Below are 13,695 nucleotides of genomic sequence, written 5' to 3' on the forward strand. Positions count from 1 at the left end.
ATGAGCACCAGCACGCGCCGGCGCCGCTACCTGCGGACCGCGATCGGCCTGGCCGCCGTTCTGGTGCTGTCGGTCGTGGGAGCCGGAGCCTGGTTCTACCACCGGCTGGACGACAACATCACCACCTTCGACGCGGGCGGCGTCGCCACCGAGCGCCCGCCGGCCCCGGTCCCGGCCACCCCCGGCGCCCAGGTGCCGGTCAACGTGCTGCTGCTCGGCTCCGACACCCGCGACGACGGCAACAACTCGCTGGGCGGCGGCGACGAGGGCGTCGGCCACTCGGACACCGCGATCGTGGTGCACATCTACGCCGACCACAAGCACGCCGTCGGCGTCTCCATCCCCCGCGACACCCTGGTCACCATGCCGTCCTGCAAGCTGCAGAACGGCACCTGGACGACCCCGAAGACCGACCAGATGTTCAACTCCGCCTTCACCGTGGGCGAGTACCCCAAGGGCAACCCGGCCTGCACCCAGAACACCGTGGAGAAGCTCACCGGGCTGCGGATCGACCACACCGTCGTGGTCGACTTCAAGGGCGCCGCCGCGATGGCCGACGCCGTCGGCGGCGTGGAGGCCTGCGTGCCCAACGACGTCAACCAGTACGGCATACACCTCAAGAAGGGCCTGCAGAAGCTCTCCGGGCAGTCCGCGGTGGACTACCTCAGAGCCCGCCACGGCATCGGCGACAACTCCGACATAGGCCGGATGAAGCGCCAGCAGGCCTTCCTCTCCTCGATGATCAAGAAGGTCCAGAGCCAGGGCTTCTCCCTGCCCACCCTGCTGCCGCTGGCCGACGCCGCCACCAAGTCGCTCACCGTGGACGAGGGGCTCGGCACCGCGATGAAGCTGGTGGACTTCGCCCGCTCCGTCCAGGACATCAAGCTCTCCGACGTCACCTTCGTGACCGCCCCCTGGCGCTTCGCCGGCGAGCGGGTGCGCCTCGTCCAGCCGGACGCCGACGCCCTGTGGAAGCTGCTGCGCGAGGACCGCACCCTGGACGGGCAGAGCACCGCCGGGACGGGCCAGGCGACCTCCTCCCCCACCGCCGGCCCCGGCGCACCGGCGGGCGCCGACACCCCGCTCACCCCCGAGCAGGCCGCGGCGCCGATCACCGTGGTGAACGGGGTCGGCACCGCCGGACTGGCGGGCTCCGGCGCGGAGACGCTCAAGGCGCGCGGCTTCGCGAACGTCACGCTCGGCTCCAACGAGCCGGGGCACCAGACCTCCCGGATCGGGTACGACCCCGCGCTGAAGGCCACCGCCGACCAGGTGGTGGCGCTCTTCCCCGGCGCCCGGGCGGTCGAGGAGCCCGGCTCGGGGGCGATCACCGTCACCCTCGGCGCCGACTACCGCGCCGCGGGCACCCGGATCGACTCGGTGTCCGCCCCCAGCCCGGCACCGGGCGCCACCCCCGACACCACGGCCGGCGCCACCCCCGGTCTCCCGTCGCCCGGCGGCATCCCCACCGGCATAGCGGAGAACACCCGCAACGCCGACACCGACCCCTGCGCGAACCTGACCTTCGGCTGAGGCCCTACGGGGTGTCCTGAGGGTCCGGCAGCCCGGTGACCACGGCGGTGAGGCGGGTGCCGGGCGGGAAGGCGCCCGCCGCGGCCAGGTCGGTCAGCGCGGCGAGCAGCTTGGCGACGTAACGGCGCTCCAGCGGGACACCGTGGCGGTGCTCGAAGCGCACGGCGAAGGCGGCCAGTTCGGCCGGGACCTTGCCGTAGCCGCCGCCGTGGTGCCCGTGGTCGATCCGCCAGTTGCCGAACTCGCGTCCGTAGGCGGCCCGGTGGAGCCGGGCCACCTCCGCCTCCAGGTAGCCCTCGCCGCCGCGCAGCACGGCCACCCCGAGCGCCCGCGCGCCCGGCGGCAGGCCCGCCGCGATGCCCGCCAGGGTGCCGCCGGTGCCGACCGGGCAGCAGACCACGTCGCGCTCGCCCAGGTCGGGCAGTTCCGCCGGGATCGCGGCCGCGCCGACGGCGGCCAGGGCGTTGGAGCCGCCCTCCGGGAGCACCAGGCAGCGGCCCCAGCGGCGCCGCATGTCGTCCACCGTGCCCTCGTCCGTCGGGCCGTCCCCGGCGGCCCGGCCGGTGGCCTCCCGGTAGGCGGCCCGGGTCAGGAACTCCAGCCGCATCCCGGCCGCTTCGGCGGCCCGCAGCGACCAGTTGCGCGGCCGGTCGGCCAGTTCCTCGCCGCGGACCAGCCCGACGCTCTCCAGCCCCAGCACCCCGGCGGCGGCCGCGACGGCCCGCAGGTGGGTCGAGTACGCCCCGCCGAAAGTCAGCAGCCGGGTGTGGCCCTGCTCGACGGCGGCGGCCAGGTTGGGCGCCAGCTTGCGCCACTTGTTGCCGGGGACGGTCGGGTGCAGCAGGTCGTCCCGCTTGAGCCGCAGCTCCACCCCGGCCCGGGCGAAGACCTCGTCGGTGCAGTCCACCAGCGGGGTCGGCAGCAGGGCGGGTTCGAGCACCCGGCCAGCTTACGGGCCCCGAACGGCAGGAGCCCGGCCGCCGGTGGCGGCGGCCGGGCAGGCCCTGGGTCCGTGCCGTCCGGTCAGCCCGCCCCGCCGTCCCCGCCCTGCGCGTTGACGGCCCGGCGCAGCGCGCGCGGGACGGGGCCGGCGGCGGGGGCCAGCTTGTCGATCCGGGTGCGGAACTCACGGCGCTGGCGCCAGGTCAGGGCCGAGCCCAGCCGCGCGGCGTCGACCAGCGCGACCAGGGCGGCGTCCGCCGGGTCGACCCGGCTGAGCGGGCCGCTCAGCGCCGACGTGACACTCGCCGCCAGCGCCTTGCGCAGCCGGGGTTCCGGCAGGGTGACCCGCGCGACCGGGAAGAGCCCGAGCACCCGGTGCTCCTCGACCCGGATCCGGCCGGCGGCCCTGAGCCCGTCGCGGACCACCCGCGCCGACCACGCCTGGCGCCCGATCCAGCTCTTCCAGCTGCGCCGCCGCCCCTGGCGGATCTGCTCCAGCAGTGAGGCGGAGAGCGGGTCGAGGCCGTCGGCCGCGCCGCCCACGCCGTCCACGGCGGCCGGGTGTCGGCCGTCGTCCCGGATCAGCCCGCGGCGGAGGAGTTCGGTGAGCGCCGCCGCCCGCACGACCAGGTCGAGCTTGATGGTGGCGGTGATCCGCTCGCGCCGCGGATCGTAGGCGAGCAGGTACAGCTTCTCGGGGAGGGTGACGGGCTGGTCCATGTCGGTCTCCGAAAGGTCGTCGCGGGCCCGGCCGTCGGTCAGCTCCCTTCGGAGCCGCCGTCCTCCGGGCTCTCCTTGGGCGGGCGTCCGCGCCGGGGAAGCCGGTTCGCGCCGCTGGGCATCCGGCCCGCGTCGCCGAGGGCGCGGCGGAGCAGGTACTCGATCTGCGCGTTGGTGCTGCGCAGTTCGTCCGCGGCCCACCTGGCGAGTGCGTCGTGAACTGAAGGGTCCAGTCGCAACAGGATCTTCTTCCGTTCCGTCGCCAATGCCGCGCCTTACTGGTAGAGGGAGCCCGTGTTCACGACGGGCTGGGTGCCGCGGTCGCCGCAGAGCACCACCAGGAGGTTGCTGACCATGGCGGCCTTGCGCTCCTCGTCCAGCTCCACCACGTCGCGCTCGGCGAGGCGGTCCAGCGCCTCCTCGACCATACCGACGGCGCCCTCGACGATCAGCCTGCGCGCCGCGACCACGGCCCCGGCCTGCTGGCGCTGGAGCATCACCTGGGCGACCTCCGGCGCGTACGCGAGCCTGGTGATCCGGGACTCGACGACCCGCACGCCGGCCGAGGCGACCCGTTCGGCGATCTCGGCGGAGAGCTTGCGGGCGATCTCGTCCGCGCCGTCGCGCAGCGACAACTGGCCCTCGTGGTGGGCGTCGTACGGGTAGCTGCTGGCGATGTGCCGGACGGCCGTCTCGGTCTGGATGGCGACGAAGTCGGTGTAGTCGTCGACCTCGAAGACCGCCATCGCGGTGTCCTCGACCTGCCAGACCACCACGGCGGCCATCTCGATCGGGTTGCCGTCCGCGTCGTTGACCTTGGTGGTCTCGGTCTCGTGGTTGCGGATCCGGGTGGAGATCCGGCGGCGGCTGGTGAAGGGGTTCAGCCAGGTCAGGCCCTCGGCACGGATGGTGCCGCGGTAGCGCCCGAGCAGCTGGACCACCCGGGCCTGGCCGGGCGAGACCACCGTCAGCCCGCACAGCAGCAGCAGCGAGGTCAGCAGCAGCACCGGCCCGGCGATCACCAGGGTGACGCCCAACCCCTTGCTCCCGCCCGCCAGTTGGATCGCGCCGGTGATGACCGACCCAACTCCGGCGGCCAGGCCGAACAGCGCGCCGAAGAGCACCGGCAGCCCGGCGGCCCCGGTGATGATCCGTTCGGTGATCTTGGGGACCGGCAGGTCCAGGGCAGGGCCGTCCTCGACGGCGAAACGCGGCGTGGCCATGAGACCGACTCCTTCGGCGAGTGTCGCATCCGTTGGCAAAGTGATATCACTTTTTTCGCGCAGCGCGCCAGGGCCGGCCCCGCCCGCGTCACCGGCGGGGTGCCGCGTAGGCGCGCAGGAAGGCCCGGACGCCGGCGACGACGATCTCCTCGGTCTCCGCCCGGCCCAGCGGGTACGCACCCCAGTACGACCGCTGGGTGACCTCCGTCGCGGTCAGCAGCACGAAGTGCGCGGCCGCCCGCCCCGGGTCCGGCGCCTCCAGCCACCCGTCCTCGGCCAGCTCCCCGAACCGCTGCCCGAGGGCGGCGGACACCCGGCGCGGTCCGGCCTCCTGCCAGGCGTCCAGGGCGGCCTTCGGCAGGTGCCGGGCCTCGGCGTTGATCTGGCGCACCAGCCCGAAGTGGTCGGCGAACTCGGTCAGCGGGGTCACCCAGGCCAGGGCGAACGCGGTGAGGTCCGCCTCCAGGTCGGTGACCTTCCCGAGCCGGCGCTCGATGATGTCCAGCTGGGCGTCGGCGACCTGCGCCGCGCTCTCCCGGACGACGGTCTGGAAGAGCAGTTCCTTGCCCGCGAAGTGGTTGTAGATGGTGCGGGTGGACACCCCGGCCTCCGCCGCGATGGCGTCGATGCTGGCGCGGGTGTAGCCGTCCCGGCCGAAGACCGTGCGGGCGGCCCGGGTGATGGCCTGGCGCTTCTCGGCCAGCCCCCGGCGGGGCCGGTCCGGCGTTTCCTGCCGGCTGGTCATGGAGTCTCCTTCAGTGCCCTCGAAAAATTGCAGTCACCGTTGTACTTCTTGCCATACACGTTGTACTTTACCTGACGTGCCGTCCGAACGGGCGGTGACAGAACAGCAGCGCACCCCTGGAGACAGCCATGTCCGAGACCCCGTTCCGCCTCGCCGTCATCATCGCCAGCACCCGGCAGGGCCGCTTCGCGCCCACCGTCGCCGACTGGTTCGTCCGGACCGCCGGACAGCGCGCGGACCTCGACATCGACGTCGTCGACCTGGCCGAGCACCCGCTGGCCCACGTGGGCGAGGAGCCCACCGCCGAGCAGGCCGAGCGGCACGCCGCCCTCTCGCCCCGACTGGCCGCCGCCGATGCCTTCGTGGTGATCACCCCGGAGTACAACCACAGCTTCCCGGCCGCCCTCAAGAACGCCATCGACCTGCACGGCGCCGAGTGGCGGGCCAAGCCGGTCGGCTTCGTCTCCTACGGCGGTCTCGGCGGCGGGCTGCGCGCGGTCGAGCAGCTCCGGCTGGTCTTCGCCGAGCTGCACGCCGTCACCGTCCGGGACACCGTCAGCTTCCACAACGTCTGGAGCCTCTTCGGCGAGGACGGCGAGCCGGTCGACCCGACCGTCCAGAACGGCGCCACCAAGGGCATGCTCGACCAGCTCACCTGGTGGGCGCACGCGCTCCGGGACGCCCGCACCGTCCGCCCGTACGGCGTCTGAACCGCGGCCGCGGGGAACGAAGAAGATGAGCACCGCCACCGAGCCGGTCACGGCCGGGACAGCCACCGACGCAGCCACCGGCACAGCCACCGCGGCCGTCGCCGTCGTCGTGGTCCTCGGCTCGCTGATGACCGTCCTCGACACCACGATCGTCAACGTCGCCCTCAACCGCCTCGCCGGGGACTTCGGTGCCCCGCTGGCCACCATCCAGTGGGTCACCACCGGCTACACCCTGGCGCTCGCCACCGTCACACCGGTCACCGCCTGGGCGATCGGACGGTTCGGCACCCGCCGCCTCTACCTGACCGCGCTCACGCTGTTCGTGCTCGGCTCGGCGCTGGCCGGCGCCGCCTGGGACGCCCCCTCGCTGATCGCCTTCCGCGTCCTCCAGGGCCTGGGCGGAGGCATGGTGATGCCGGTCGGGATGACCGTCCTGGTCCGCGCCTCCGACCCGGCCCGCACCGGCCGCACCATGAGCGTGCTCGGCATCCCCGTCCTGATCGGCCCGCTGGCCGGGCCGGTGCTCGGCGGCTGGCTGGTCGACGAGGCCTCCTGGCGCTGGGTCTTCCTGGTCAACCTGCCGCTCGGCGCGGTCGCCCTCGTCCTCGCCGCCCGGTTGCTGCCCCGCGACGGCGGCGGCGCCCGCCGCCGGCTGGACCTGCCCGGCCTGCTGATGCTCCCCCCGGGCCTGGCCGCACTGATCTACGGGCTGGGCGCCGAGCACGGACACCCCGCCGCGGCCGGCAGCCTGCTGCCCACCCTGGCCGGCGCGGCCCTGGTCGCCGGGTTCGTCGTCCGGGCGCTGACCGCGGCGCAGCCGCTGATCGACCTGCGGCTGCTGGCCCGGCGCGCCTTCGCCGGCCCCGCCGCCACCATCGCCCTGTTCGGCTGCGGCTACTTCGGCTCGATGCTGCTGCTCCCGCTCTACTACCAGCTGGTGCGCGGCCAGAGCGCCACCGGTGTCGGCCTGCTCGGCATCCCGCAGGCGCTCGCCACCGGCATCACCATGCAGTTCTCCGGCCGGCTGTCCGACCGCTTCGCCCCCGGCCGGATCGTGGTCATCGGCACCGCCGTGGCCGCCACCGGCTTCCTCGGCTTCACCGTCCAGGTCGCCGCCGACACCCCGTACCCCCACCTGATCGCCGCCCTGGTGGTGATGGGGGCGGGCATCGGCATGACGCTGATGCCGGCCATGGCGGCCGCCACCCGCAGCGTCGCCCCGGCCGAGGTCCCGGCCGCCACCACCCTGGTCACCATCGTCCAGCAGGTCTCCGGCTCGGTCGGCACCGCCCTGATGTCCGTCCTGCTCACCGGGGCGATGGCCGACCGGCTGCCGACCGCAGTCGCCGGCGGGGAGGCCGGTGGCGGGCTGGCCGCGGTGCAGGCCCCGGACGGCGCCGCGCGGGCCGCGCTCGCCCCCGGCCTCGCGGACGCCTTCCGGGACACCTACGGCTGGGCCGTCGCCCTGCTCGCACTCGCCCTGCTGCCCGCGCTGCTGCTCTCCCGCCGGCCCCCGGGCGCCGGCGCCGGGAGCACCAAGTCCGGGAGCACCAAGTCACGGTGAGGGGCAGCGTCTCGTCGGCGGGCGCCGAGTCGACGGCGCGCTCGCGGTCAGCAGTCCACTCACCTGCGCCATGTCCACGAGAAGTCCACTGGCGGGTGAATCTCGGCGTGGCATCAGGCCATCGGGCCGCCCCGTGCCCTACAGTTCCGATCGGAATCTGGACGTTTCACCAGGTCAGAGCAGCTTTTTCGCTGACGGTGCGTCGGCTGTTCACGGTGGGGCGGGTGGGACTCGAACCCACGACCAAGGGATTATGAGTCCCCTGCTCTAACCGGCTGAGCTACCGCCCCGGTTCGCCGCGCGCGCCGGTCCTCGGCCACGGCAGCAGCAGACGGCCCCAGCGAGGCCGTCCCGGGCAGCATAGCCGGTCGATCACCCGTGGTGCGCGCCGGGGGCGCACCTGGGTGCGGGAGGGCGCGCGCCTCTCCGGCCGGCACAGCTCGGGTGGCGGCCGAGCCCCCGCCCGGGGCAGCCTGGGCGGATGACGATACGTAGGGCGGGGGCGGGGGCGGCCGGGCTGGTCGCGCTGCTGCTGGCGGTGACGGGCTGCACCACCTCGGCGGGGCCCGGCGGGGGCGTGCCCACGGTCACCTCCGCGCCGGCCACGGCCGCCTCGGGGAGCAGCCACGGCTGGAACAGGCAGCGGTTCAAGGGCGCGACCGGCCGGCACACCGGAGTCACCCGCACCGCCAAGCCCACCGTCCTCAACGGCCTGGTCGGCGCGGTCTTCACCCGCAACGCCGACGGCGACCACTTCTGCACCGCCAGCGTGGTCGACAGCGCCGGGCTCAACCTCATCGTGACCGCCGCCCACTGCGTCTGGGACCCGAAGCTCGGCCAGCGCAGCGACCTCGTCTTCGTCCCCGGCTACCGGGACGGCGAGACCCCCAGCGGCGTCTGGCCGCTGCTGGCCGTCACCGTGGACGGCGCCTGGAAGGACCACGCCGACCCGGACGTGGACGTCGCCTTCGCGGTCGTCCAGGCCCAGAACGGGCAGCAGGTCCAGCAGGTGCTCGGCGCCAACCGACTGGGCGTCAACCGCGGTTACCGGCTCCCGGTGAAGGTCACCGGCTACCCGGGCAGCAGCGAGGTCCCGATCACCTGCTCCAACACCACCTCCCAGCAGAGCCCCACCCAACTGCGCATCGACTGCCCCGACTACACCGGCGGCACCAGCGGCAGCCCCTGGGTCACCGACTTCGACCCGACGACCAGGACCGGCACCGTGGTCGGCGTGATCGGCGGCTACCAGGAGGGCGGCAACAACCCGGACACCTCGTACAGCAGCTACTTCGGCGACCGCGTCCAGGCCCTGTACGACCGCGCCACCGGCTGAGCCGGAGGGGCCGGTGGCGCCGCCGGGCACGGCCTGGTAGATCTTCCTCACGAACGGCGGAACGCACGACACCGGTGCCCGCCCCGAGGAACGAGACGGAGCCCCGATGGCCCCCCGCCCGGCACGGCCCGCGCACACGGTACGAACGGCCGCGCTGGCCGTCCTGCTGCTCGCCGCCGGCACCGCGTGCGGCGGGCAGCAGGACGGGGCGCCGACCGCCGAGGTCGCCCGGCACAGCCCCGCCCGGGACCGGATCGGCACCCTCTCCATCCACACCGCGCAGGGCCCCCGGGCCTGCACCGCGAGCGTTGTGCAGAGCCCCCGGCACAACCTGCTGGTCACCGCGGCGCACTGCGTGCAGAGCCGCCGGATCGGCCTGCTGGACGGCCTGGTGTTCACCCCGGGCTACCGCAACGGGGCCACCCCGTACGGGACCTGGCCGGTGCGGACGGTCACCATCGACCCGCGCTGGGCGGCCGGCGACGACCCCGAGTACGACGTGGCGTTCGTCACCGTGGGCCCGGTCGACGGCCGGCAGGTCGAGGACGCGGTGGGCGGCAACCCGATCGACACCGGCCAGGGCTTCGGCCTGTCGGTCTCGGTGACCGGCTACCCGAACGAGAGCGACGAGCCGATCACCTGCGCGGTCCGCACCAGCTCGCAGAGCGCCACCCAGGAGCGCTTCGACTGCGGTGGCTACACCGACGGCACCAGCGGCAGCCCGTGGGTGACCGAGAAGGGCTCGGTGGTCGGCGTGATCGGCGGCTACCAGGAGGGCGGCAACACCCCCGGCACCTCGTACAGCGTCACCTTCGACCAGCGGGTCGCCGACCTCTACGGCAAGGCCACCGCCTGACCCCGGGCCCCGCCCGGGCCCCTCGACGTGACGCGCCCGACACCGTGCGGGCACAACACGAAGGCCCCCCGGTCGACCGGGGGGCCTTCGCTCTGAGCAGTCACCGGGCGGGCCCGGCGCAGCTCCCGCAATTGGACTCGAACCAATAACCTGCCGATTAACAGTCGGCTGCTCTGCCAATTGAGCTATGCGGGATCACGGCACTCAACTTCCGTACCACGGACGGGAAGACGACCCCGGAAGGGTCTCGTCCCGAGCTCCCCCAATTGGACTCGAACCAATAACCTGCCGATTAACAGTCGGCTGCTCTGCCAATTGAGCTATGGGGGATCGGCTTCCGCCTCGGCCCCCGGTTTCCCGGGCTCCGCGGCGCTCGCTGCGGGACATACATTAGCGCACTCGGGGGGGTGGTCCGCCAATCGCTTTCCGCGGTCGCCCCGGGCTTGCCGGACGGCGTGCCCCGCGCGCGCCCGGCGCCGCACCCGGGGATGCTGGGGGCGCGGACGGTTCGCCGTCCCGACGGACGGGTAGGGCAATGCGGCAGAAGGCCGCCAGGAGAGGGTGGATCCGATCATGTGGAAGCTGTCGTTGGCCGCGGGCTTCGCGGCCGGCTACGTCCTGGGCTCGCGGGCCGGGCGCCGGCGCTACGAACAGATCGCCAAGGTCACCCGGCAGATCGCCCAGAGCCCCACGGTGCAGGGCGCGACCGACCGGGCACGACAGCAGGCCGGCGCGGTGGCCGGGAAGGCCGCGGGCGCGGTCGCGGACCGGGTCGGCGGCCACCTGCCGTCGGCCGTCACGGACCGGGTGCCGTACTTCAACCGCGCCCGGCCGGAGGACGACGGCTGGGGTACCTTCCGCCCGTGACGGGGCGGTGAGGCCACGGTGAACGGGAGCCCCACCGAGGGTTCCGAACCGGCAACGGCTCACCCGGCCCGGACGCGTCCCGGGCCGGGCTGAGGCATGATCTCGACATGGCCATCGTCGCGGGGATAGACAGCTCGACCAGCCGTACCCGGATCGTCGCGTGCGACGCGGACACCGGCGCCGTCCTGCGCTCCGGCAAGGCTCCGCACCCCGTCCCCGAGGACCAGGACCTGCGCCCCGGCGAGGCCGACCCGCAGGTCTGGCTGCACTCGCTCGGCGACGCCGCGGCCGGCGGCCTGCTGGAGGGCGTCCGGGCGATCGGCGTCAGCGCCCAGCAGCACGGCATGATCGGCCTGGACGCGGGCGGGGTGCTCGTCCGCCCGGCGATCCTGTGGAACGACCCGCGCTCCAGCGGCGCCGCCGCCAAGCTGCTGGACGCCCTCGGCGGCCCGGCCGCCTGGACCGCCGCGATCGGCGCGGTGCCCGCCCCGACGTACACCATCGCCAAGCTGCGCTGGCTGGCCGAGTTCGAGCCGGCCAACGCCCGCCGGGTCGCCGAGGTGCTGCTGCCGCACGACTGGCTGGTCTGGCAGCTGCTCGGCCACCCCAAGCGCCGCACCACCGACCGCGGCGACGCCTCCGGCACCGGGTACTGGTCCCCGATCACCGGCGAGTACCGCCAGGACCTGGTCGAGCTGGCGCTCGGCCACGAGCTGCGGCTGCCCGACGTCCTTCCCCCCGCCGAGCCCGCCGGGCACACGCCCGAGGGCCTGCTGATCTCGGCCGGCACCGGCGACAACATGGCCGCCGCGCTGGGCCTGGGCCTCGGCCCGGGCGACGCGGTGGTCTCGCTCGGCAGCGCCGGGACGATCTTCGCGGTGCACGAGGAGGCCGTGGTGGACGCCTCCGGTCTGGTCTCCTCCTTCGCCGACGCCAGCGGCCGGCACCTGCCGATGGTCGCCACCCTCAACGCCGCCCAGGTGCTGCGCTCCACCGCCGCGATGCTCGGCCAGGACCTGGACGGCCTGAGCGACCTCGCCCTGCACTCCTCCCCCGGCGCGTACGGACTGGTCCTGCTGCCGTACCTGGACGGCGAGCGCACCCCCGCGCTGCCGCACGCGGCCGGCACGCTGACCGGGCTCCGGGCCGAGGCGATGACCCCTCAGCACCTGGCCCGGGCCGCCGTCGAGGGCATGCTGTGCAACATCGCGGACGCGCTGGACGTGCTGCGTGCCCAGGGCGTCGAGGTGAAGCGGGTGTTCCTGCTCGGCGCGGCCGGGCGGCTGCCCGCCGTCCGGCACATCGCCCCGATGCTGTTCGGCGTCCCGGTCGTGGTGCCGCCGCCGGGCGCGCACGCCGCCCGCGGGGCCGCCCGGCAGGCCGCCTGGGCGCTGGCGGGCACCCCGGAGCCGCCGGAGTGGGAACTGCCGGACGCCGAGACCGTCGAGCCCGACGGGGAGCAGGACCTGGCGATCGGCTCGGCGGTGCGCATGCAGTACCGGGCCGCCCGGGACCAGATCCACCCGGAGGCCGCGGTCTGACCGCCCGCCCGCGCCGGCGGCCGGTGAAGATGCGTCACCCGACGCCCGATGGCAGCGTGGGACGGGACACGGCCACCGAGGCGAAGGGCGGCAGGACGCCATGGCGCTGCACAAGGGGGCGGGCGACGACCGCCGGCTGAGCATCGGTCCGTTCGCGGCCGCCGCCGACCCGCTGGGCGCGATGCGGCTGGCCCCGCCGGTGCACCGGCTCGGCGAGGGCCCCGTCGCGGCCGAGACCGCCTACCAGCTGATCCACGACGAGCTGATGCTGGACGGCAACGCCAAGCTCAACCTCGCGACCTTCGTCACCACGTCGATGGAGGTGCAGGCCACCCGGCTGATGACCGAGTGCCTCGACAAGAACATGATCGACAAGGACGAGTACCCGCAGACCGCCGAACTGGAGCGGCGCTGCGTGGCGATCCTCGCCGACCTCTGGCACGCCCCCGACCCGGACACCGTGGTCGGCTGCTCCACCACCGGCTCCAGCGAGGCCTGCATGCTGGCCGGCATGGCGCTCAAGCGCCGCTGGACGCACCGCAACCCCGAGCGCTACGCGGCCGGCGCCCGGCCCAACCTGGTCATGGGCGTCAACGTGCAGGTGTGCTGGGACAAGTTCTGCAACTTCTGGGAGATCGAGCCGCGCACCGCACCGATGGAGGGCGAGCGCTTCCACCTCGACGCCGAACGGGCGGTCGCGCTGTGCGACGAGAACACCATCGGCGTGGTCGGCGTCCTCGGCTCCACCTTCGACGGTTCGTACGAGCCGATCGCGGAGATCTGCGCGGCCCTGGACGCGTTCCAGGAGCGCACCGGCATCGACGTCCCGGTGCACGTCGACGGCGCCTCCGGCGGCATGGTGGCGCCCTTCCTCGACCCCGAGCTGGTCTGGGACTTCCGGCTCCCCCGGGTGGCCTCGATCAACACCTCAGGCCACAAGTACGGCCTGGTCTACCCGGGCGTCGGCTGGGCGCTCTGGCGCGACCAGGCGGCGCTGCCGGAGGAGCTGGTCTTCCGGGTCAACTACCTCGGCGGCGAGATGCCGACCTTCGCGCTCAACTTCTCCCGGCCCGGCGCGGAGGTGATCGCCCAGTACTACGTCCTCCTGCGGCTCGGCCGGGAGGGCTTCCGGGCCGTCCAGGGCGCCTGCCGCGAGGTGGCCGGCTACCTGGCCGGGGAGATCGGGAAGCTGGACTGCTTCCGGCTGCTGACCCGCGGCGACCAGGTTCCGGTGTTCGCCTTCACCACCGACGGGGACGTCCCCTTCGACGTGTTCGACGTCTCCCGGCGGCTGCGCGAGCGCGGCTGGCAGGTGCCCGCGTACACCTTCCCGGCGAACCGGGAGGACCTGTCGGTGCTCCGGGTGGTCTGCCGCAACGGCTTCTCCCGGGACCTCGCCGACCTGCTGCTGGCCGACCTCCGCCGGCTGCTGCCGGAGCTGCGGCGCCAGCCCGTCCCGCTCAAGGAGCTCGGGGTGCCGGCCCGGTCGGGTTTCCACCACTGAGGCCCGTTCCACTCCACGCGCTTCGGTCCCGGTGGGAGGGCACGATGACGCGCCCTCCCGCCGGGTGTCCCGGACGGTCGGGGCAGCCTCCCCCCGCGAGGCTGCCCCGACCGGTGGGGGAATCCGGGATCGCTGTCGGACCCGACGACGGCTG

General features: G+C 74.1%; 13 protein-coding genes and 3 tRNA genes. 8 read left to right on the plus strand and 8 right to left on the minus strand.

What is annotated here, in order from left to right; translation table 11 throughout:
* Positions 1 to 1,533 (plus strand): LCP family protein, encoded by a 1,533-nt coding sequence (locus OP86_RS09920; protein ID WP_078588935.1) that lies wholly within the window; start codon positions 1 to 3, stop codon positions 1,531 to 1,533.
* Positions 1,534 to 1,537: 4 nt separating this feature from the next.
* On the opposite strand, the gene OP86_RS09925 is transcribed toward OP86_RS09920, so the two are convergent.
* The 5 genes from OP86_RS09925 to OP86_RS09945 form a co-directional block, all read right to left on the minus strand.
* The gene (locus tag OP86_RS09925) at positions 1,538 to 2,473 is read right to left on the minus strand and encodes a 1-aminocyclopropane-1-carboxylate deaminase/D-cysteine desulfhydrase (RefSeq protein ID WP_030061157.1); all 936 of its coding nucleotides are present in this window, start codon (positions 2,471 to 2,473) and stop codon (positions 1,538 to 1,540) included.
* 83 nt (positions 2,474 to 2,556) lie between these two features.
* Positions 2,557 to 3,195 (minus strand): GOLPH3/VPS74 family protein, encoded by a 639-nt coding sequence (locus OP86_RS09930; RefSeq protein WP_030061158.1) that lies wholly within the window; start codon positions 3,193 to 3,195, stop codon positions 2,557 to 2,559.
* A gap of 38 nt (positions 3,196 to 3,233) precedes the next feature.
* Positions 3,234 to 3,461, minus strand: coding sequence for a type II toxin-antitoxin system antitoxin (locus tag OP86_RS09935; protein WP_033331506.1), 228 nt, complete (start codon positions 3,459 to 3,461; stop codon positions 3,234 to 3,236).
* A gap of 9 nt (positions 3,462 to 3,470) precedes the next feature.
* Positions 3,471 to 4,418, minus strand: a complete 948-nt coding sequence (locus OP86_RS09940) for an SPFH domain-containing protein (RefSeq protein ID WP_030061161.1) — start codon at positions 4,416 to 4,418, stop codon at positions 3,471 to 3,473.
* An 88-nt stretch (positions 4,419 to 4,506) separates the two neighbouring features.
* Positions 4,507 to 5,163 carry a TetR/AcrR family transcriptional regulator gene (locus OP86_RS09945; RefSeq protein ID WP_030258321.1) on the minus strand — a complete coding sequence of 219 codons (657 nt, stop codon included), beginning with the start codon at positions 5,161 to 5,163 and terminating at the stop codon, positions 4,507 to 4,509.
* Positions 5,164 to 5,291: 128 nt separating this feature from the next.
* Between OP86_RS09945 and OP86_RS09950 the strand changes: the two genes are divergently transcribed.
* Positions 5,292 to 5,873: an NADPH-dependent FMN reductase gene (locus OP86_RS09950; protein ID WP_030258318.1), complete on the plus strand. Its 582-nt coding sequence runs from the start codon at positions 5,292 to 5,294 to the stop codon at positions 5,871 to 5,873.
* Between the two features lie 25 nt (positions 5,874 to 5,898).
* Positions 5,899 to 7,437 carry a DHA2 family efflux MFS transporter permease subunit gene (locus OP86_RS09955; protein WP_078588933.1) on the plus strand — a complete coding sequence of 513 codons (1,539 nt, stop codon included), beginning with the start codon at positions 5,899 to 5,901 and terminating at the stop codon, positions 7,435 to 7,437.
* Positions 7,438 to 7,653: 216 nt separating this feature from the next.
* On the opposite strand, the gene OP86_RS09960 is transcribed toward OP86_RS09955, so the two are convergent.
* Positions 7,654 to 7,727, minus strand: a tRNA-Ile gene (locus tag OP86_RS09960).
* 191 nt (positions 7,728 to 7,918) lie between these two features.
* Between OP86_RS09960 and OP86_RS09965 the strand changes: the two genes are divergently transcribed.
* Together OP86_RS09965 and OP86_RS09970 are read left to right on the plus strand one after the other, a co-directional pair.
* Positions 7,919 to 8,773: a trypsin-like serine peptidase gene (locus OP86_RS09965; protein ID WP_030258311.1), complete on the plus strand. Its 855-nt coding sequence runs from the start codon at positions 7,919 to 7,921 to the stop codon at positions 8,771 to 8,773.
* A gap of 106 nt (positions 8,774 to 8,879) precedes the next feature.
* Positions 8,880 to 9,629 carry a trypsin-like serine peptidase gene (locus tag OP86_RS09970; protein WP_033331509.1) on the plus strand — a complete coding sequence of 250 codons (750 nt, stop codon included), beginning with the start codon at positions 8,880 to 8,882 and terminating at the stop codon, positions 9,627 to 9,629.
* Between the two features lie 122 nt (positions 9,630 to 9,751).
* Here the strand turns inward: OP86_RS09970 and OP86_RS09975 are convergent.
* Both OP86_RS09975 and OP86_RS09980 read right to left on the minus strand, forming a co-directional pair.
* Positions 9,752 to 9,824 (minus strand) — tRNA-Asn (locus OP86_RS09975).
* Positions 9,825 to 9,886: 62 nt separating this feature from the next.
* Positions 9,887 to 9,959, minus strand: a tRNA-Asn gene (locus OP86_RS09980).
* Between the two features lie 231 nt (positions 9,960 to 10,190).
* On the opposite strand from OP86_RS09980, the gene OP86_RS09985 reads away from it, so the two are divergent.
* From OP86_RS09985 to gad, 3 genes are all read left to right on the plus strand, one after another.
* Positions 10,191 to 10,496, plus strand: a complete 306-nt coding sequence (locus OP86_RS09985) for a hypothetical protein (protein WP_234434980.1) — start codon at positions 10,191 to 10,193, stop codon at positions 10,494 to 10,496.
* Between the two features lie 107 nt (positions 10,497 to 10,603).
* Positions 10,604 to 12,037, plus strand: a complete 1,434-nt coding sequence (locus OP86_RS09990) for an FGGY family carbohydrate kinase (RefSeq protein WP_030258307.1) — start codon at positions 10,604 to 10,606, stop codon at positions 12,035 to 12,037.
* A gap of 100 nt (positions 12,038 to 12,137) precedes the next feature.
* Complete coding sequence (gad, locus tag OP86_RS09995) at positions 12,138 to 13,541, plus strand: glutamate decarboxylase (RefSeq protein ID WP_030258304.1); 1,404 nt, start codon at positions 12,138 to 12,140, stop codon at positions 13,539 to 13,541.
* Positions 13,542 to 13,695: the final 154 nt, after the last annotated feature.

This window comes from Streptomyces novaecaesareae (assembly GCF_000716875.1).
In the GTDB taxonomy this organism is placed as follows: Bacteria; Actinomycetota; Actinomycetes; order Streptomycetales; family Streptomycetaceae; genus Kitasatospora; species Kitasatospora novaecaesareae.